Origin of the sequence: Hyphococcus sp. (assembly GCF_041986965.1) — a bacterium.
Lineage (GTDB): Bacteria > Pseudomonadota > Alphaproteobacteria > Caulobacterales > Parvularculaceae > Hyphococcus.
The window spans coordinates 848,335-866,327 of sequence record NZ_JBHIXB010000002.1; the positions used below are offsets into that span (position 1 = coordinate 848,335).

At 59.0% G+C, this 17,993-nt stretch carries 16 protein-coding genes and 1 tRNA gene; 6 read left to right on the forward strand and 11 right to left on the reverse strand.

All coding sequences use genetic code 11. The features are described from left to right. Positions 1-107: 107 nt before the first annotated feature. The 5 genes from ACFC5L_RS12960 to ACFC5L_RS12980 form a co-directional block, all read right to left on the reverse strand. Complete coding sequence (locus tag ACFC5L_RS12960) at positions 108-2,465, reverse strand: TonB-dependent receptor (protein ID WP_375202512.1); 2,358 nt, start codon at positions 2,463-2,465, stop codon at positions 108-110. A 277-nt stretch (positions 2,466-2,742) separates the two neighbouring features. Next, on the reverse strand, positions 2,743-4,770 hold the full coding sequence (locus tag ACFC5L_RS12965) for a tetratricopeptide repeat-containing sulfotransferase family protein (protein ID WP_375202511.1): 2,028 nt from the start codon (positions 4,768-4,770) through the stop codon (positions 2,743-2,745). A 68-nt stretch (positions 4,771-4,838) separates the two neighbouring features. Next, a complete protein-coding gene (locus ACFC5L_RS12970) occupies positions 4,839-6,437 on the reverse strand; it encodes a phytoene desaturase family protein (protein ID WP_375202510.1) in 1,599 nt (532 codons plus the stop codon). A 129-nt stretch (positions 6,438-6,566) separates the two neighbouring features. Next, positions 6,567-6,640: transfer RNA gene (locus ACFC5L_RS12975), tRNA-Gly, on the reverse strand. 102 nt (positions 6,641-6,742) lie between these two features. Beyond that, positions 6,743-7,138, reverse strand: coding sequence for a winged helix-turn-helix transcriptional regulator (locus tag ACFC5L_RS12980; protein WP_375203278.1), 396 nt, complete (start codon positions 7,136-7,138; stop codon positions 6,743-6,745). Positions 7,139-7,230: 92 nt separating this feature from the next. On the opposite strand from ACFC5L_RS12980, the gene ACFC5L_RS12985 reads away from it, so the two are divergent. Continuing rightward, a complete protein-coding gene (locus tag ACFC5L_RS12985; RefSeq protein WP_375202509.1) occupies positions 7,231-7,815 on the forward strand; it encodes an FMN-dependent NADH-azoreductase in 585 nt (194 codons plus the stop codon). Positions 7,816-7,901: 86 nt separating this feature from the next. Continuing rightward, entirely contained in the window at positions 7,902-8,147 is a 246-nt protein-coding gene (locus tag ACFC5L_RS12990) for a YdcH family protein (protein ID WP_375202508.1), read from the forward strand. Positions 8,148-8,162: 15 nt separating this feature from the next. On the opposite strand, the gene ACFC5L_RS12995 is transcribed toward ACFC5L_RS12990, so the two are convergent. Next, positions 8,163-8,795: a trimeric intracellular cation channel family protein gene (locus ACFC5L_RS12995; RefSeq protein WP_375202507.1), complete on the reverse strand. Its 633-nt coding sequence runs from the start codon at positions 8,793-8,795 to the stop codon at positions 8,163-8,165. A 108-nt stretch (positions 8,796-8,903) separates the two neighbouring features. On the opposite strand from ACFC5L_RS12995, the gene ACFC5L_RS13000 reads away from it, so the two are divergent. Then, a complete protein-coding gene (locus ACFC5L_RS13000; RefSeq protein ID WP_375202506.1) occupies positions 8,904-9,584 on the forward strand; it encodes a DUF2490 domain-containing protein in 681 nt (226 codons plus the stop codon). On the opposite strand, the gene ACFC5L_RS13005 is transcribed toward ACFC5L_RS13000, so the two are convergent. The 5 genes from ACFC5L_RS13005 to ACFC5L_RS13025 form a co-directional block, all read right to left on the reverse strand. Beyond that, positions 9,581-10,093, reverse strand: coding sequence for a GNAT family N-acetyltransferase (locus tag ACFC5L_RS13005; protein WP_375202505.1), 513 nt, complete (start codon positions 10,091-10,093; stop codon positions 9,581-9,583). The two genes, ACFC5L_RS13000 and ACFC5L_RS13005, sit on opposite strands and share 4 nt — an antisense overlap. Then, positions 10,094-11,251 (reverse strand): acyl-CoA dehydrogenase family protein, encoded by a 1,158-nt coding sequence (locus tag ACFC5L_RS13010; protein WP_375202504.1) that lies wholly within the window; start codon positions 11,249-11,251, stop codon positions 10,094-10,096. A gap of 99 nt (positions 11,252-11,350) precedes the next feature. Next, positions 11,351-12,709 carry an OmpP1/FadL family transporter gene (locus ACFC5L_RS13015; RefSeq protein WP_375202503.1) on the reverse strand — a complete coding sequence of 453 codons (1,359 nt, stop codon included), beginning with the start codon at positions 12,707-12,709 and terminating at the stop codon, positions 11,351-11,353. A 171-nt stretch (positions 12,710-12,880) separates the two neighbouring features. Next, positions 12,881-13,744 carry an NAD(P)-dependent oxidoreductase gene (locus ACFC5L_RS13020; protein WP_375202502.1) on the reverse strand — a complete coding sequence of 288 codons (864 nt, stop codon included), beginning with the start codon at positions 13,742-13,744 and terminating at the stop codon, positions 12,881-12,883. Then, on the reverse strand, positions 13,741-14,223 hold the full coding sequence (locus tag ACFC5L_RS13025) for a flavin reductase family protein (RefSeq protein ID WP_375202501.1): 483 nt from the start codon (positions 14,221-14,223) through the stop codon (positions 13,741-13,743). The genes ACFC5L_RS13020 and ACFC5L_RS13025 overlap by 4 nt, the downstream gene beginning before the upstream one ends. 358 nt (positions 14,224-14,581) lie before the next feature. On the opposite strand from ACFC5L_RS13025, the gene ACFC5L_RS13030 reads away from it, so the two are divergent. The 3 genes from ACFC5L_RS13030 (at position 14,582) to ACFC5L_RS13040 (ending at position 17,980) form a co-directional block, all read left to right on the forward strand. Beyond that, on the forward strand, positions 14,582-16,441 hold the full coding sequence (locus tag ACFC5L_RS13030; protein WP_375210749.1) for an SLC13 family permease: 1,860 nt from the start codon (positions 14,582-14,584) through the stop codon (positions 16,439-16,441). A gap of 264 nt (positions 16,442-16,705) precedes the next feature. After that, entirely contained in the window at positions 16,706-17,485 is a 780-nt protein-coding gene (locus ACFC5L_RS13035; RefSeq protein WP_375202499.1) for an arginyltransferase, read from the forward strand. A gap of 129 nt (positions 17,486-17,614) precedes the next feature. After that, positions 17,615-17,980, forward strand: a complete 366-nt coding sequence (locus ACFC5L_RS13040; RefSeq protein ID WP_375202498.1) for a hypothetical protein — start codon at positions 17,615-17,617, stop codon at positions 17,978-17,980. The last annotated feature ends 13 nt before the right edge of the window (positions 17,981-17,993 follow it).

Genomic DNA, 17,993 nt, shown 5'->3' on the forward strand with positions numbered 1-17,993 from the left:
TCAAAGGCCCCTCTTCTTTCGACACGCGTCGCTGTGACTAGGTCGCCAAAGAAAAACCGGCGCGCCAGGGCGCGCCGGTTTTCATCACATAGACATTGTTATCCGCCTCAGAAATCTTGGCCAAAGCGGACGCCAACGGTGCGCGGCATGTTGACGCCATATTGAACGCGCGAGCCGCAAACGCCGCAAGCGACGAGGTTCAATTGACGCGCACGCTCATCAGTCGCATTGGCGACATAGACAACCAGCTCCCATCCGGCTTCTTCATTGCGAAGACCCGTGCTGAAGTCGAACACTGCATAGCCGGGCTGCGGCCCAAGCGTCGCGACATCCGCGTCAGTGAGACCCGCCGCAGACTCTGTCTGACCGCTGACCGAGCCCTGAAGGTGGGCCATCAACTCACCCCCCACTGGGAAGTCATAGCGCGCCGTCAACGTGCCCTTGAAGTCCGGCACAACAGGCAGCCGCGTGCCGTCCAACGCCTGCGGCGGGGATGTTTCGTCCGCTGAGGTCATGGGATCATCCACGGCCTGCGGACAAACCGTCGCCGGACCACCGGTCGTGAAGTCGAAGAAGCCGCAATAATCTTCGGTAAGCTTCGCATCAATCACGGAAACGGCGCCGTTGATCGAGAGCCCTTCAAACGGGCGCACATTGAGATCGACTTCAAAACCGTTGATCCGCGCCTGCGCCGCGTTCTGGATTTCCGTCAGACCGTTCTGCCCCAGCAGCGGGAACTGGAAGTCACTCCATTTCTGGGTAAAGACCGCGCCGTTGAGAATAACGCGGTTATCCGCCCAGGCCGTTTTAAAGCCGACTTCAAGATTGCGCAGCGAGTCCGCCAGATATGGCGGCAGCGTGCCTCGGCGGTTGACGCCGCCGGGACGGAAGCCGGTGGAATAGGTGAAATAGACCATCTTGTCGTCATCAAGATCATAGGTCACGCCCAGCTTATGAGTCTCGCCTGTATCTTTCGTGGTCCGGTTAAGGTTTGTACACGGAGAATCCGGAACAATGGACGGCTCAAAACAGGCCGCCTCGCCCGTCCGGCTTGAGAAGTTTGCATTGTAGCCGAAGAAGCCAACAAGCGAGTTGTTGTAACGGTATCCACGAACGCCGCCGATCAGCGTCAGGCTGTCGGTCACGTCGAATTCGACCTCGGTAAACAGCGCAAGGTCGCGGTCCGTCCTTTTCTGTTCGGTGAGCCAGATCGTGTCCGGATGATCCGTCACCTCAAACAGCGAGGTCAGATTTTCCACGACATATTGCTGGTGAATGTAGTGCTTTTGATGGTTCTGGAAGAATCCGGCGACGGCGCGGATGCGCTTGTCCTGCGGCGTCGAGATCCGGATTTCATTCGAATATTTCGAAAAGCTGTCATCGCCCTGATAGGTCTGCGACGGATCTACGAGATTATACATGTCATCGTAGAAATAGGCGCCGTAACCGTAAAGCACGTCGTAATAATAGGCGTAATCGGTATAGTCCGAGAATGAATCGATCTGGCGCTTCAAAAAGGCGCCGGCATAGGTGAGATCGAAATTGCCGATTTTGCCTTCGACCGTCATCGCCGCCTGGAAGAACTTGTCTTCATTGAGCTCATCGTAAAAACGGCCGGCATTGAGATCGCCGAGCTTCGGATCATAGGTTGACCGTCCTTCGAAATTCGATCTTTGACCGAGAAGGGTCGGCGTCACTGTCCAGTTTTCATCAAGGTCGATTTTCAGCGCAATGCGCGCGCCAACGGTTTCACCGTCGTTAAAATCATCCTCAACGAGACCGGCATTTGTCTTGGTGATCCCCGAAGACGGGAAAGCCCGGCTGTCGAGCACATTGTCGATATAACCGCCGTCACGGACATACCATCCCACAAGGCGCACGGCTGCGTTATCGCCGAGCGGCTGGTTATAAACGCCTTCGACCTGAAAGCCGACTTCGCCATCCTTGATCGTGTTGACCTCGGCGTCAAAGCCGCCCTCAACTTCACCGAGCTTTGGTTTATTGGTGATGATGCGAAGCGTGCCGGCCTGAGATGAAGCGCCGAACAGCGTGCCTTGCGGGCCGGCGAGCGCCTCAACCCGTTCGATGTCGTAAATATGGATGGGCAGGAAGCCGAGAATGGTCGTGACGGGCTGTTCGTCGAGATAGACGCCGACGGAAGGCAGCGAGGCCGAGTGGTTGCCGTCGCCGCCGGAAACAACGCCGCGCATGTAAACCGACGTCGCATTCGGCGACGTCGACTGGAACGTCACCGAGGGAAGATATTTAGCGTAGTCGTCAAAGGACGACACTTCGAGTTCTTCCAGCCTCTCCGTGCCGATGGCGATCAGGGAGATCGGCACATCCTGAATGTTCTGTTCGCGCTTTTGCGCGGTCACGACAATCGTGTCGCGTTCGGACTGGGCCATGGCGGCCCCGGTCACGCCGGTCCACATGGAGGACGCCAGAAGCGCCGTTTTCATCATTGGGCGCGACCCCAGAAGGGTCAGTCTTGAATTCGCGTTGTTCATCTTGTCACCACTCAGATTTCGCGACCTGTTCTCAAGATCGCAGCCCTCGTTCGGCGGCATGCCCCGAGCCCTGGCCGCACGAACCCTGATTGTGACGCTAGTATGAATTTACGGAGTCCGGCAATCCACGGCGCGGCGAACCGAGCCAATAACATGGCGAGTGTTGCCAATCCGCGCCTATGGATTAGATGAATATGGCTATTTCATCAGCTTGAAGAATGAAACCATTCCCCTAAGGAGCATCGGGATAGGACGTCAGGACGTCGCCGAGTGCAGCTTCAAGCTCGCTCAACCATGGCTTGTAGTTCACCCACTGGTCTACCCCGCCCTTATAGATTGGCTGACGCACCTGTTCGGAACTGGCGGTCCGGACTGCGCGCTCCGTCTGGTGGAAATTGAGACAAGCTTCCTCAAAAGGCAGCCCGCAATGTTCGAGCATCGCCTTGATGCGCGTTTCCGGATCGGCGACCATCTCCTCATAGATCACGCGATGAACAACGCCCGGCGCGACCTCGTCGAAATGTTTCATCAACAAAACATAGTCGCGATAGTAGCGCCCAATCCGCTCAAGCCCGTAGGAAAACCCCTGCCCTTTCGCAAAGTGCTGTTTGAACCCTGAGAAACAGCAGGCCATGGGGTGGCGGCGCGCATCAATAATTTTTGCGTTGGGCAAGATCAGGTGAATAAGCCCCACATGCATGAAGTTGTTGGGCATCTTGTCAATGAAGAACGGCTTGTCGGTTTTCCGCTGGATGCGCGTGCGCTCCAGATATTCCTCGCCAAGCGCGTTCAGCTGATCATCGGAAAGCTCCGCGATGATTTCAGGATAGCGGGACTCTTCGCTGCGCTTGGCCTTGCCGCCAAGACGTTTAGCGATAGCGATAATATCCGGCAGCTCCATCGTGCCTTCGACCTGACTGTGGCTCGAAAGAATTTGTTCAAGCAAGGTCGACCCGGCCCTCGGCATGCCGACAATGAATATCGGATCGGACTTTTCGCACCCTCTGCCTGCTTTGGCGGCGAGCAACGCCGGGCTCAGCACCGCTTTCGACCGGTCCAGCCGCACCGCCATCTCGTCTTCATCATAGACGATCTGTTTCTGCCGGATCGCATTTCCCTGTTCGTAGTGAAGGAAGGATTCTTCATATTCCTTCGCATCTTCGAGCGCCTTGCCCAGCGCGAAATGAAGATGCAGCCGGTCATCATCGTCGATGTCACCACGCTGGAGCTGCGCCTTCATGGCGGCGATATCGGCGGGCTCAAAGCGGAATATTTTCAGGTTGGCAAGGCTCCAATAAGCCTCGCCGAGACTCGGCTGCAAATCGAGGCTTTTCTTGTACGCGTCAACAGACTCCGGCGTGCGCCCTACTGTTTTGAGCGCATGGCCGTAACTCATCCACGCCTTTGGCTGTTTTGGATATTCCCGCAACAGCGACCCATAGCTTTCGATCGCCTTTTCATATTCGCCGACCCGCACCAGCGCTGAAGAATAGAGCGTGCGGTAATTTGGATTTTTCGGATCCGTCTTGAGGAGGGTCTCGGCCTCGCTATAGGCTTCCTCCGCTTTCCCGAGACGCAGCTCGATAATTGCGAGATTATGCCGTGCGGCGGTAAAGCTTGGCGCCAACTCAAGGCAACGCCACAACAAATGCTCCGCATCCTGATAACGCCCGATCCGCGCCGCCAGCTCGGCAAGCATGCGGATGGCGGCGACATCGGTCGGGTGTTGCTTGAGGTAACTCTTCAACAATCGTTCAGCGACGGGAATATCATTGCCCGCCAGGGCGTCGGCCGCTTCCAGCAAACGCGGATCTTTCGCCGCCGTTTTGATATGGCGCATATAGGCGCGGTCGGCGCCTGCCTCATCTCCCGCCATGGTCAGCTGATCGCCGAGCGCGCGCCAGGCGCTGGCGAGATCAGGATCGAGGCTGAGCGCGCGTTCAAGCGACCGGACCGCCTCCTTGCCCTCGCCCAGCGCGCCAAGCGCCAGACCCATTTCATAATGGGCGCCGGCCCAACCGGCGTCTTCTGCAATCATCTGCTGGAGATGATCCAAAGCGCCCCTGGCGTCGCCTTGCCGCCTTGTCGCCGCGGCGAGAAGCACGCGCGCATCGCGCTGGCCCGGGATCGCCGCGAGGATCGCTTTCGCCTGTTCAGCAGCGTGCCTGGGCGATTGTTCCAGAAGCGCCGCGCCATGGGTGAGCGCATCGGCGAGATTGCCGGTGGCCTTTGCATCCTTTGTGGCGTCAGTGGTGCTCATTGTTTTTCCGATTCCGGAAAAGCTTAGAGGGCGGGCAAAAGTCCCGCAACTCCCGGGGCTTGGTTAAGCTAGGCCGCGAGCGGATTGCGGGCGTCTTTGAGGATTTCCCGCGCGGCGTTGCGACCCGGCAGGCCAGTGACCCCGCCGCCAGGATGCGCGCCCGCGCCGCAATGATAGAGCCGCTTCAGGGCGCCGCGATAATCGCCATGGCCCAGCGCCGGCCGCGCCGCCCACATCTGATCGAGCGACATGGCACCATGCATGATGTCGCCGCCGATCAGTCCGAATTTATCTTCAAGGTCCTGAGGCGTCAGCACCATCCGCCCCAAAACAGACTGTTTGAAATTCGGCGCATAGTCGTTGACGGTCTCAATCGCGAGATCTGCAACTTCCTCACGGAAATCAGCCCATGACTTGCCATCGGGAAGTTCCGGCGCGAATTGCTGGCAAAAGAGACTGGCGACATGCTGGCCCGGCGGCGCCAGGCTGTCGTCGACTGTCGAGGGGATCAGCATTTCAACAATGGGTTTGCGCGACCAGCCAAATTGCTTTGCGTCAGTGAAAGCCCGGTCCATATAATCAAGCGTCGGCGCAATGATGATGCCGGACTGATGATGCTCGCCCGCTTCCGGCAGACAGGTGAATTGCGGCAATTCCGACAGCGCCACATTCATGCGCAAGGTGCCGGAGCCGCAGCGCCACCCCTCCATGCGGCGTTTGAATTCGGGATCGAGCGCATCCGCCGGCGTCAGGCGACCGTAAAGCAGTTTCGGATTGACGTTGGAAACGACGCGGGTCGCTGCGATCTCTTCGCCATTTTCGAGCAAGACGCCAACCGCTTCGCCATCATCGACAAGCAATGATTTCACCGGCGCATCGGTCGTGATTTCAACGCCTGCAGCCTCACACGCCTTGCGCATGGCCTGCGTGATCGCGCCCATCCCGCCAACCGCATGGCCCCAGGCGCCTTTGACGCCGTTCACTTCGCCGAAAACATGGTGCAACAAGACATAGGCCGAGCCCGGCGTGTCGGGGCTGGCGTAGTTGCCCACGACGGCGTCGAAACCGAACACCGCCTTCACCGGATCGGAGTCGAACCAGGCGTTGAGAAAACTGCGGGCGTCCTTGGTGAAAAGATCGAGAATATCCTGATGCAGTTGCAGATCGCCCCGCGCCACGGGAAAAAGCTGTGACGCCGCCGACAAGGCCGCCGACAATTTACGTTTCGGGTTGGGCGGCGTCTGCATGGCGACATGGCGCAATACATCCGCGACGGCCTCAAGCCGCTCATAATATTCGGGCAGCCGCTCAGCATCCGCGTTCGAAAACTTGCGAAACTCGGCTTGTGTTTTTTCTAGACCGCCGCCGGCTTTGAGATAACGCCCGTCTTCTGTCGGCAGAAAATTCGAGATCGGCCGGTTGATGACTTTAAGGCCCAGCGCCTCCAGCCCCATATCGCGAATGACGACGGGGTTCAGAAGGCTGACCGTGTAACTCGCCACGGAATTCCTGAACCCGGGGTGAAACTCTTCCGTCACCGCCGCGCCGCCGACAACGTCGCGCCGCTCACAGATGCGGACCGAAAGCCCCGCCCGCGCGAGATAATAGGCGCAGACGAGCCCATTGTGGCCGCCGCCGACCAGCACCGCATCATATTTGCCCGACATGAAATGAACCTGTGTTGGGAAGAACCGAAGCGCCAAGACCTATCGTCGGTCACGGCGAAAGACAATCGCCCGCAGCCGCAGCGAGCTGCACAGAATGTTGACATTGCTAGGATTTCTGGCTGGAAAGCCTGGAGCGGGTAGCGGGAATCGAACCCGCATCTTCAGCTTGGAAGGCTGCGGCTCTACCACTGAGCTATACCCGCGCCGAGCCGGGAAAATACTCCATCACTCCCGGAATACAATGTATTGTTTCAACTTTTTGCCCGGCTTTCTGACGCCGCCGATTCGCCTTCGGCGCTTACCGTTTACTTTGCGCTTTCGCGATCGAAGCGGGCCTGCGCCTCGTCGATGGCGCCGAGATTTGCCTTCGCCCATTCGCCAAGCGCCAGCACCGGCGCGCTGAGCGACCGGCCCAGATCCGTAAGCGCATATTCAACCTGCGGCGGGCTCGTGGGATAGATCGTCCGGCTCACCAGACCGTCCCGCTCAAGATTGCGCAGGGTTCGCGTCAGCATCTGCTGGGAGATGCCGCTCACCGCACGCTTGATTTCATTGAACCGGAAGGCGCGCTCGCGCAGCAGGACCACAATGAGAACGGTCCATTTATCGCCGAGCCGGGCGAGCACCCGGCTCACCTTCGGGCATTCTTCGTGAAAAAGCTCGTCAGCCTCGGCAGTCATATTAGTGTGACCTGGTCCCATCATTATGCGTTCTTGCTCTTACCAGATACTCACATAATTAGTCCAGGTCACTTTTCCAGACCTAAAATTTCCAGACCTAAAAGGACCAGACCATGAAACTTCTCCATATCGACTCCAGCATCCTCGGTGACAACGCCGCAAGCCGGCCGATCACCACCGCAATCGTCCAGCGCCTCAAAAGCGAGCGTCCTTCGCTCGATGTCGTTTATCGAGACCTCGCCACCCAGCCGCTGCCCCACCTCACCCTCGCCCATATGCCCGGCGACGGGTCCCCCGACCAGGCCGAAAGCCTGAAAGCGCTCGACGAGTTCCTCGCCGCCGACATCGTCGTCATCGGCGCGCCCATGTATAATTTCACCATCCCAAGCCAACTCAAGGCATGGATCGACCGCGTGCTGACAGCCGGCAAGACGTTCCGATACACCGACAAGGGCGCCGAAGGGCTCGCCGGCGGAAAGCGCGTCATCATCGCCGTCTCCCGCGGCGGACTTTACGGCCCCGGATCGCCGTCGGCGGCGGCTGAACATGTGGAAACCTATCTGCGCGCCGCCCTGGCGTTTATCGGGATCGACAACCCGGAATTCATCATCGCCGAAGGACTGAAAATCGGCCCCGAGCAATTCGAGGCCGCGCTTTCGGGCGCCCTCAAACAAGCCAGCGAACTCAAAGCGGCTTAACGCCTAAATTGTATGAAATTGAGCGGCGTCAATTGAAATGACGCCGCTCCTCGCCAAAATAAGCCCAACAAAAAGGAGCCTTGCCGATGACCCATACGCCTCACGAGCTCGCCGAAGAGTTTCCCGAGCATGCAGACCTTATTCACAAGCTGAAAACGGAAGACGCTCATTTCGCCAAACTCGCCGACGCCTATCATGAGGTGAACCGGGACATTCACCGCGTTGAAACGCGGGTCGAGGCGGCAAGCGATGAGCGCGAAGAGGAACTGCGCAAGCAGCGCATGCATCTGAAGGATGAGATCGCGGCCCTCCTCGCCAAGGCCGCGGCCTAATCTCTTAACGCGCGCTTACAGTTCATTCTTTCTGGGGCGCGCGAATTTCGGCGACGGAATATTGAAGATGATCGCCGCAGCGCGGATGGCGAAAGTTGCGAGCGCGGCGATCACCGCCGCCGGACTTCCGCCAAGTCCGAGAGACAATAACCCTATATAGACGGCGGCGCCGATGAGCGCCGCCGTGGCGTAAATATCCTGTTTCAAAATCAATGGCGGTTCATTGAGCAGGACATCGCGCACCACGCCGCCAAACGTCGCCGTCACGGCGCCCATGAAAATCGCAATCACCGCCGGAGCCTCAGCGGCGAGCGCCGCCTGCGCGCCCAACACGGAAAACACCGCAAGGCCCATGGCGTCGGCCCAGATCAGCGCTTTCAGCCGCGAGTCGATCAGGGGCTGCGCAAGGATCGCCGTCACCGCGCCGGCTAGACAGATCAGGACGGCCGAGGGCGCAGCGATCCACCAGACCGGGAATGAGCCCAGCAGGACATCGCGGATCGTGCCGCCGCCGACGCCCGTTACAAAGGCGATCATGGCGACGCCGAAAACATCCATGTCGTTTCGAAGCGCTGTGAGCGCGCCCGAAATCGCAAACACAAACAGGCCGATGATATTCAGCGCGGCGAAGATATGGGCGGTTTCCATAGGATAATCCGATTGTTTCCCGCCTTTTCTTGAAACTGGCGGCAGGGTTTCTATGTCGTGTTTTCCCCCCTGAAGAAAACCCCGACCGAAAATTGGAGAAAAGACAAGGTGAAGACCCCGTTCACAGTATCACTGGCCGCCGCTCTCGCTTTAGCGCCGCTTGATCTCGCGAAAGCGGACGACTTTCAGCTTTGGACGGCGTTTTCAGCCAATGGCCCTCTGGAAGAGGACGGCCGACTTCTCGTCTGGTTTGACGGTCATGCGCGATTTCGCGACGACGCCGGCGATCTCGGCGTCTCCATCCTGCGGCCCGGCCTCGGCTGGCGGATCGATGACGGGCTTTCTCTATGGGCGGGCTATGCGCGCGTCATCTCGCGTCAGGAAGCCGCCGCCGATGTCACTGAAAACCGTCTTTGGCAGCAAGCGACCTACAAGATCGGGCATGCGCTGGGAGGTTCCTTTACCGGGCGCACGCGCCTTGAACAGCGGTTCATCCAAGGCGGCAGTGACACAGGCTGGCGGGTGCGCCAGTCGCTTCGCTACAGCCGGCCCTTCAAGGGCACGCCCTATTCGGCGGTTCTTTCAAACGAAACCTTCATCGCCCTTAATGACACCGACTGGGGCGTGGCGAGCGGTTATGATCAGAGCCGGAACTTTGCCGGGATAAATTACAGGGCGACGGACCATCTGGCGATCGAAGCCGGTTACATGCTGAACCACATTAACCGCGAGAACGCGCCCGACGCACTTAATCACGTCCTGTCGGTGTCGCTTTCCCTTGCGCTTTAGCGTCTCGCCGCCAGCGCTTCATAATCCGCGCGGGAGAGACGATAGACGATGCATTCGTCCTCATCGAATGTCCGGCGTTCGACGAATTTGAAGCCGAGACGTTCATAAAAGCGCCGCGCGTCGACATTCGATTCCAGCGGGTCGATCACCACCGCTTTCACCTTTTCATCAGTAAAGCAGCGATCGAGCGCGGCGCGCATCATCTGCGTGCCGAGCCCGCGGCCGAGATCTTTCTCTTCGCCAATCCAGATGTCGATAGCGCGAAAATTATCTTCAATCTCGCCCCAATAATGGGTGGGCTCTTTCGCCGGATCAGCGATTTCCATAACGCCGACCGGGCGCCCTGCTTCCTCCGCGATCAACAGCTCGCCCCAATCGGCGTTGCGGGGAATTTCGGCGTCCCAGTCATACCAGTCATCGCCGCCGCCCGCAGCGATGACATGCGGCTTCTCATCCCAGCGCTTCAATAGCGGGATGTCGTCTTTCGTCGCCGGGCGTAGCGCGATCACTTACAAGGTGCGAGCGATCAGCAGCTTCATGATTTCGTTGGTGCCGCCATAGATACGCTCCACGCGGCAGTCCGCATAAAGGCGGCTGATCGGATATTCATCCATATAGCCATAGCCGCCATGGAGCTGGAGACATTTGTCGACAATCTCGCCGCAAAGATCGGTGAGCAGCATCTTGCCCATGGACGCGGTCGCCGCATCGAGCGTGCCGTCAAGAAGCTGCTGGGTGCAGCTGTCGACGAACACCCGCGCCATGGTGGCTTTCGCCTTGCACTCGGCGAGGACGAACTGGGTGTTCTGAAACGCCATGACGGGCCTTCCAAACGCCTGACGCTCTTTCACGTATTCGATCGTCAGTTTTAGTGCCCGTTCAATTTGTGCAATTGCGCCGACGGCGATCTGGTGGCGTTCCTGTGGCAATTGCTCCATGAGCTGGAAAAATCCCTGCCCTTCTTCCGTTCCCAGAAGGTTTTCCGTCGGGACTTTCACATCGTTGAAAAACAGCTCCGAAGTGTCCTGCGCCTTGTTGCCGAGTTTCTTGAGATTGCGTCCGCGTTCAAAGCCGTCAACTTCGTCGGTCTCGACCACCATCAGCGACACGCCTTTTGCGCCTTCCGACGGATCGGTTTTAGACACAACAATGATGAGATTTGCGGTCTGCCCATTCGTGATGAAGGTTTTTGACCCGTTCATCACATATTGATTTCCGCTTTTGATCGCTGTCGTCCGCACCGCCTGTAGATCCGAACCGGTGCCGGGCTCTGTCATCGCAATGGCGCCGACCAGTTCGCCTGACGCCATCCGCGGCAACCAGCGCTTTTTCTGTTCTTCCGTGCCGTAATGCAGAATATAGGGCGCAACGATGCAGTTATGGAGACCGGCGCCGAACCCTTCGACCCCCGCATAACATTGCTGCTCGAGAAAGATCTGTTCATGGGCGAAATTACCGCCTGCGCCGCCATATTCCTCCGGCATGGACATACAAAGGAGGCCCGCTTCGCCCGCTTTCTCCCACGCCCAGCGATCAACCTTTCCCTGTTCACGCCACTTCTCCACATGAGGGGCGAGCTCACGCGAGAAAAACTTGCCGACCTCATCTTCGAAAAGCTCGAGATCGTCAGTCTTCCATGCGGGTTTCGGGGTTTGCAGAACAGACATGGGCAGGCTCCGGAATTGACTGAATTTCCAGAGTAAATCGCATATGGGATGGCGCGCGGCAATGGCCCCGCGCAGTCCGTTACGCCGTCATGAGGGAAGTCAGAATCGCCAGTCGACGCCGACCGCCGCGACGAAGCCGGCGATATCCACATCGGCGTTCGCCGAGCCCCGGAAGAGATTTTCCGGATAGGCCGCGGACTCGTTCACCGGCGTCGTATCGGCGAAGGCGTAAGACGCGGCGAGGTGAAGATCGGCGCGGTCGGAAAGCTTGCGCGAATAACCGCCAGCGACCCAGACCCGGCTCGCGCCCGGCACCCTCGGGCTGGAAAAAGCGGGATTCGCCGGATCTTCCTCATACATAACGCCGAGACGGAAGGTCTGGGACGGCCCAAAATCGCGCTCGACCCCGACAGCCCCCGCCCAGGTGTTCTGCCAGTTCTGGGTGGTGGTCTCGGCCGGCTGGAACGGATTTTCGAAATTGAGCGCGAGCTGATCGAAACTTTTCCACCGCGTCTGCGACCCCGAGGCAAGCACGCGCGTCCTGTCATTCACTTCATAGCGCAGGCCAAACTGAATATTCGCAGGCGTCGTGAACTCGCTCGTAACGCCCGTATCCTGAAACAGCCCGGCAAGCCCTGCGAGCGTCTGACCGGAGGTCGATGTCGAGATATCGAATTCAGCGGTTCCGCTCAGCGTGTGTTCAACCTTGGAGGAGAAGCTGGCGCCAACCGTCAGCCGGTCGCCAACCGCGCCCTGAAGGCCAACGACAAAACCGGTTCCCCAGTCATCCGCCGACACATCGACAAATGCATCATCCGTGCCCGGAATAGCAGCGGTCATCAACAGCGCCGATTCAATGCCGGCGGCGTCGATGGCGCCTTCAAGATCGATGTCGACATACTGAAATTTCGGTCCCGCCGCGAGAGACCAGCCGCCCGCCGACACGCCCACCATGGGCTGGATCACACCGGAAACGACTTGAGAGAATGTCCCGTGATAACGCAGGACCGATGTGTCTTCATAATCGGTGTTGAAACCGAAAGGCGCATAAAGCGCGACGCCGGCGAAAAGATGATCGCTCAATTTGGCCGAGATCGCGCCGGTCGGAAAAATTGCGTCGCCAATGACCGCCTCGCCCTCAGCGTCACCCGCCACAGGCGCGACGCCGAACAGGGAGCCGCTCGCATTCTCATAAGACGTGTCATTCAACACGCCGATAAACGACAAGGAGCTTTCAATCCCCTCGACGCCGGTGATCGACGCCGGATTGAAATAGGCGTTGGCGGGCGTGGCGGGCGTTGCTTGCGCGCCGGCGGTCGCCGCGCCCAGCGCTTCGGCGCTTTGCAGGTTAAGCGAAAACCCGGAGGCCATGGCCGGCGTCGCGCTTGCCGCTAAGGCAATCAGCGATAGAGGCGTGATTGTGAGCCGGCCTGAACCTGACATTTTTTGGATTTGCATTTAAACGCCCCTCGAACTTTCTCTTTATTGACGCCCTTCTGGCGAGAGCGGGCGCCCTCATGGGGACGCGCGGCGAAACCTCTGCGAATCGCCTTTCCAATCCGTAAACCGGACGGAAAAAAACGCAGATGTGAGGGGTTCTGGGCGGGTTCGCCGCGCCCGTCTACTTAATCAATCGCCATGATTGAGACGGCGGATCAGGCTAGACGTATCCCACCGGCTGCCGCCCATGGCCTGAACATCGCCGTAAAACTGGTCCACAAGCGCCGTCAGCGGCAGGCGCGCGCCGTTTTCGCGGGCTTCGGTCAGGGCGATGCGAAGGTCCTTGCGCATCCAGTCCACCGCAAACCCGAAATCGAACTCATCCGCCGCCATGGTCTTGGTGCGATTTTCCATCTGCCAGCTCTGGGCGGCGCCGCCGGAAATCGCCTCCAGCACCCGGTCGATATCGATCCCGGCCTGGGAGGCGAAGTGAACGCCTTCCGACAGCCCTTGCAGGACGCCGGCGATACAGATCTGGTTGACCGCCTTGCAGAGCTGGCCATGTCCCGCCGGCCCGATATGAACGATCCGCGCCGCATAAGCCTCCATGGCGGGACGCGCTTTTTCGACATGGCGCTCATCGCCGCCGCACATGACGGAGAGCTTTCCGTTTTCGGCGCCCGCCTGTCCGCCCGACACTGGCGCATCGACAAAACCGACATTCTTCTGCGCCAGGGCTGCATGAAGCTGGCGCGCCAGCGATGGCGACGCGGTTGTATGATCGGTAAAAACGGCGCCGTCTTTCAAACTGTCGAGCGCAGCGCCGACAACAGCGGACACATCCGGATCGTCGCCAAGGCACGCAAAGACGAGATCGGCGTCCTTTACCGCCTCCATCGGCGTCTCCGCTACAACGCCCTTGTGCTGCTTTGCCCATTGATCTGCTTTGGAACGGGTGCGGTTGTAAACGGCGACGTCATATCCCTTCGCGGCAAGGTGACCGGCCATGGGAAATCCCATCACGCCAAGGCCGAGAAAAGCGGTTTTGGTCATGGCGCCGGAACCCCTTGAATGTAATGACTCGCAAAATAGAGAAGCGGCGCGCCTTCCACGCTGTCAAAGCGCACAATTTCTCCCACCAGAATAACGTGATCGCCGGCTTCATGACGTGCAGCGATCTTGCAGTCGAAACCGGCGAGACGCTCTTTGAGGATCGGCGAACCTGTGACCCAGTTTTCGAATTCATCCTCACGCGGGCCGTCAGGCAGGAAATGAGCGAAGCGATCGGACGCCGCCTGCTGGTCGGCTCGCAAAATCGAAACGCCATAGCTGTCGGCGTTCATGAAGGCGCTATAGGTGGAAGCCCGGTTTTCCAGGCACCAGAGCACCAGCGGAGGCTCCAGCGACACAGACGTGAAAGAATTGATGGTGATGGCGGAAATCTCGCCCGTCTCACTGCGGCAGGCGGCGACGCCAATTCCGGTGGCGAAACGGCCAAAGGCGTTCTTGAGCGGCCTGTATTTGTCTGTCATCGCTGGCATCCGCATTGTCGGGTCCGCCTCATGGGGGGCTTCCCACAACATATTGAAACATTTAGGACTTGTGGCGTTAGCACCAAATCGCGAAAATACAAAGTTAACAGGCGCGTCCCGGGATTGCCGGCGGCGCCAGGAGCCTTAATGACAATCGAGCGGTGGAGCAGAATTTAAGATGATCAGACGTCAGCCAGCCCCGGCACGATGCGGCGCCTGGCTCTTATTCATAAGTCTTAGAGCCCGAGACGCATCGTTTTCGGGTAGGCGAACGTCTGAAAGTCCTCGTTTACAGGGCTTTGATAGATATTCGTTCGGGCTCTAGGTTCACATTAGGGCCGGGTCACGACAATCTGACATGATGGAAACTTTACTGGCAGCCCCCTGGCAGATGTGGGCCACCATGGCGGTTATCGCGGTAACGATCGTTTTTTATACGCTCGACCGCTTCCCGCTGGAGCTTGTCTCCGCAGGCGCGATCGTAGCGCTTCTGGTGCTGTTTCTCATCGCGCCGCTTGAAGCCGACGGCGAGAACAGGCTGTCCACGGAAGTCCTGCTTTCCGGATTTGCGAGCCCCGCCCTGTTCGCCATTCTCGGCCTGTTGATCATCGGTCAGGGCATGTTCCAGGCGGGCGCGCTTGAACATCCGACGGAATATCTGCTTCGCGCCTTCGACAAGCGGCCGATGATCGTCACCGGTTCGGTGTTCGTCTTCATCATGCTGATCAGCGCCTTTTTGAACAACACCCCTGTCGTGGTGATGTTTATTCCGATCATGGCGGCGATTGCGCAGCAGAGTAAAATCCGTGTCTCGCGCTTTATGATGCCGCTTTCCTATCTGTCGATCCTCGGCGGCATGACGACGCTGATCGGCTCTTCGACAAACCTTCTCGCAGCCCAGTCCTATCGCGCCACCACCGGCGGCGAGATCGGTTTTTTCGAACTGACGCCCATGGGGCTTATCCTCGCCTCAGCCGGCATCATTTACATGGCCACCGCCGGACGCTGGCTCCTGCCAAAAAGGGACAACCCGAACCAGACGGGCGTCAATGATCGCGAAGGCAAGCATTTCATTGCGCAGATAGAAATCACGCGCGGACACCCGCTCGTCGGCAAAGGGCCAGTGGCCGGGCTCTTCGTCGATCTGCCGGACATCACCGTGCGCATGGTGCAACGGCGCGAGCGCGCAATGCTGCCGCCCTTTGAGAATTTCGCTTTCCGCGCCGGCGACGTCGTCATTGTCGCGGCGACCCGCTCCGCCCTCACCTCGCTGTTGAAATCGAGCCCGGAAATGCTCGAAGGCCTGATGGCCGAAACATCCCTCGCCGACGAGGAAGACGGGTCGGTGCAACGCTCGACCCAGCTCACCCTGGTCGAGGCCATCGTCGCGCCCGGCTCGCGCCTGATTGGCCGGTCAGTGGCGCAGATCAGCTTCCACGCCCAGACCAATTGCGTCATTCTCGGCATCGAACGGCGCAGCCGTATGATCCGCACCCAGATGAATACGATCAGGCTCGAAGCCGGCGATGTGCTCCTGATCCTCGGCGATCTGAAAGACATTCGCGCGCTGCGCTCCGACCGCGACATTCTGCTGCTCGAGTGGTCCATGCAGGGGCTCCCCGACCCGAGAAACGCCAATGTCGCGGCCCTCATCTTCGCCGGCGTCATTGCGCTCACAGCGACCGGACTTGCGCCCATTGCTGTCTCCGCGATTGGGGGCGCCACCGCCATGGTGGCGTTCGGCTGTCTCAATGTGCGTCAGGCGGCGCGCGCCATCGACCGGCGCATCTATCTCCTCATCGGCGCGTCGCTCGCCATGGGCATTGCGCTTGAGCGCACCGGCGGCGCGGCGTTTCTGGGTCACGCCATGGCGACGCTGTCCGACGGCTTCGGGCCTATCGTGCTCATCTCGGCGTTCTTCATCATGTGCGCCGCGTTAACCAATGTGCTCTCCAATAACGCCACCGCCGTTCTCTTCACGCCGGTCGCCGTCGCCGCCGCCCAGCAGGTGGGGATCGACGAGCACATCCTTGTCCTCACCGTCATCTTCGGGTCGAACTGCTCCTTTGCGACCCCGATCGCCTATCAGACCAATTTGCTGGTGATGGGTCCCGGTCATTACAAATTTAGGGATTTCATGGTGGTGGGCGGGCCGCTCATTATTCTCCTGTGGATTGTCTACACAGTGACCGCCGGCTTTTATTTTGGCCTCAATTAATGCCTATTTGACACGGCGCCTGATCCTCGCAATTTTACGAAAATCGGATGGTTGCGGATCAGACGTTAAGGCCAGCGTCACGATGCCGCTTCGGCGCCTCACTTTTATTGCCTCAGAGCCCTGACCGCATGGATTTCTGGCCGATGAACGTCTGTGTATCCCACTCAATGCTTGTTTTAGTATCCGAACAGGGCTCTGGGAAAGAACGGATTCATTGCAGTTGCGATAATGGCCCGCTAAGGTTTAGCCCTTACGTTGGATCACATGAGTAACGAAGATTTCGCGCGACGGTTCGGTCTAGACGGGGGTGAGTTTTTCATCACAGCGCCCGCGCCTTGCCCCTATCTGAAAGGCAAACGCGAAAGGAAAATTTTTTCCTATCTTTCCGGTGAAGGCGCTTCTTCCACAAACGCACTGTTAACGCGCCGCGGTTTCCGCCGGTCGCAAAATCTCATTTATCTGCCGGCTTGCGAAGCGTGCAACGCCTGCGTGCCAGTGCGCATCGTTGTCGACGATTTTGATCTGTCGCGCTCGCGCCGCCGCACCCTTTCGCGCAACGCCGACATCATCCGCCGCATTAAGGGCCCGCGCGCCACGGGCGAGCAATTCTCCATGCTGCGCGCCTATCTCGACGAGCGGCACGGCGATGGCGGCATGGCCGACATGACCGTGCTCGACTACGCCTCCATGGTGGAGGAAACGGCGGTCGACACTGTCATCATCGAATATCGTTTGAAGGATGAAGAAACCGGCGACGAAAGGCTCATCGGCGCGGCATTGACCGACCGCCTCACCGATGGGCTTTCCATGGTCTACAGTTTCTTCGAGCCGGAAGACGACGTGCGCAGCCTCGGCCGCTTCATGATTCTTGATCACGTTTCATTCGCGCGCGAGCTCGGGCTTCCCTATGTCTATCTTGGCTACTGGGTGGATGGTTCGGACAAGATGAACTACAAGAAATCATTTCAGCCGCTGGAAATGCTGGGTCCCAATGGCTGGACCCGGATGGATCGCCAGACGACGCCCGCCGACGCCGCCCTCTGACACCACAGTCTAGCGCGGTTTCTCGCCGGAAACTTCCAAACCGCCCCAAACTGCTTTGACCCTGCGCCGGGTCATTGTACCGTCCCGCCCAGCAAATGGGCGGGGCTTTGTCGCATTTTGGGAGTTGTCATGCGCATCAAGATATTTTCCGGGGCCGTCCTTTTCGCCGTTGTCACCGCAGGCTGTTCTTCTGCGCCGTTCAGCTACGCCAGCGATCGCTGCACCGGCCAGCACAATGCCTGCCAGGCCGGCTGCACGGATCTCGATGATGGAGCCGCGCGCTCGGCCTGCATCCAGCGCTGCTATGCGGTTGAGGATAGATGCCGGAGCAGCGGTTATGACGGAACAGGATCGTCCCTCGCCGTGGACAGCGGCGTCGGCGCGGCGCGCTCGCAAGAAGAAAAAGAAGCAGCCTATGAAGAATGGCGCGCGCAACGTCAGCGCGAGCGTATGGAGTCCGGCGAAAGCGATGTCGATATCGAAGTCGTCGAATAAATAAAAAACCACG

Excerpts from the sequence above, each read along its gene's own strand:
- ACFC5L_RS12960 (WP_375202512.1), bottom strand. The coding sequence starts at position 2,465 with ATGATGAAAACGGCGCTTCTGGCGTCCTCCATGTGGACCGGCGTGACC.
- ACFC5L_RS12965 (WP_375202511.1), bottom strand. The coding sequence starts at position 4,770 with ATGAGCACCACTGACGCCACAAAGGATGCAAAGGCCACCGGCAATCTC.
- ACFC5L_RS12970 (WP_375202510.1), bottom strand. The coding sequence starts at position 6,437 with ATGTCGGGCAAATATGATGCGGTGCTGGTCGGCGGCGGCCACAATGGG.
- ACFC5L_RS12980 (WP_375203278.1), bottom strand. The coding sequence starts at position 7,138 with ATGGGACCAGGTCACACTAATATGACTGCCGAGGCTGACGAGCTTTTT.
- ACFC5L_RS12985 (WP_375202509.1), top strand. The coding sequence starts at position 7,231 with ATGAAACTTCTCCATATCGACTCCAGCATCCTCGGTGACAACGCCGCA.
- ACFC5L_RS12990 (WP_375202508.1), top strand. The coding sequence starts at position 7,902 with ATGACCCATACGCCTCACGAGCTCGCCGAAGAGTTTCCCGAGCATGCA.
- ACFC5L_RS12995 (WP_375202507.1), bottom strand. The coding sequence starts at position 8,795 with ATGGAAACCGCCCATATCTTCGCCGCGCTGAATATCATCGGCCTGTTT.
- ACFC5L_RS13010 (WP_375202504.1), bottom strand. The coding sequence starts at position 11,251 with ATGTCTGTTCTGCAAACCCCGAAACCCGCATGGAAGACTGACGATCTC.
- ACFC5L_RS13015 (WP_375202503.1), bottom strand. The coding sequence starts at position 12,709 with ATGCAAATCCAAAAAATGTCAGGTTCAGGCCGGCTCACAATCACGCCT.
- ACFC5L_RS13020 (WP_375202502.1), bottom strand. The coding sequence starts at position 13,744 with ATGACCAAAACCGCTTTTCTCGGCCTTGGCGTGATGGGATTTCCCATG.
- ACFC5L_RS13025 (WP_375202501.1), bottom strand. The coding sequence starts at position 14,223 with ATGACAGACAAATACAGGCCGCTCAAGAACGCCTTTGGCCGTTTCGCC.
- ACFC5L_RS13030 (WP_375210749.1), top strand. The coding sequence starts at position 14,582 with ATGATGGAAACTTTACTGGCAGCCCCCTGGCAGATGTGGGCCACCATG.
- ACFC5L_RS13035 (WP_375202499.1), top strand. The coding sequence starts at position 16,706 with ATGAGTAACGAAGATTTCGCGCGACGGTTCGGTCTAGACGGGGGTGAG.
- ACFC5L_RS13040 (WP_375202498.1), top strand. The coding sequence starts at position 17,615 with ATGCGCATCAAGATATTTTCCGGGGCCGTCCTTTTCGCCGTTGTCACC.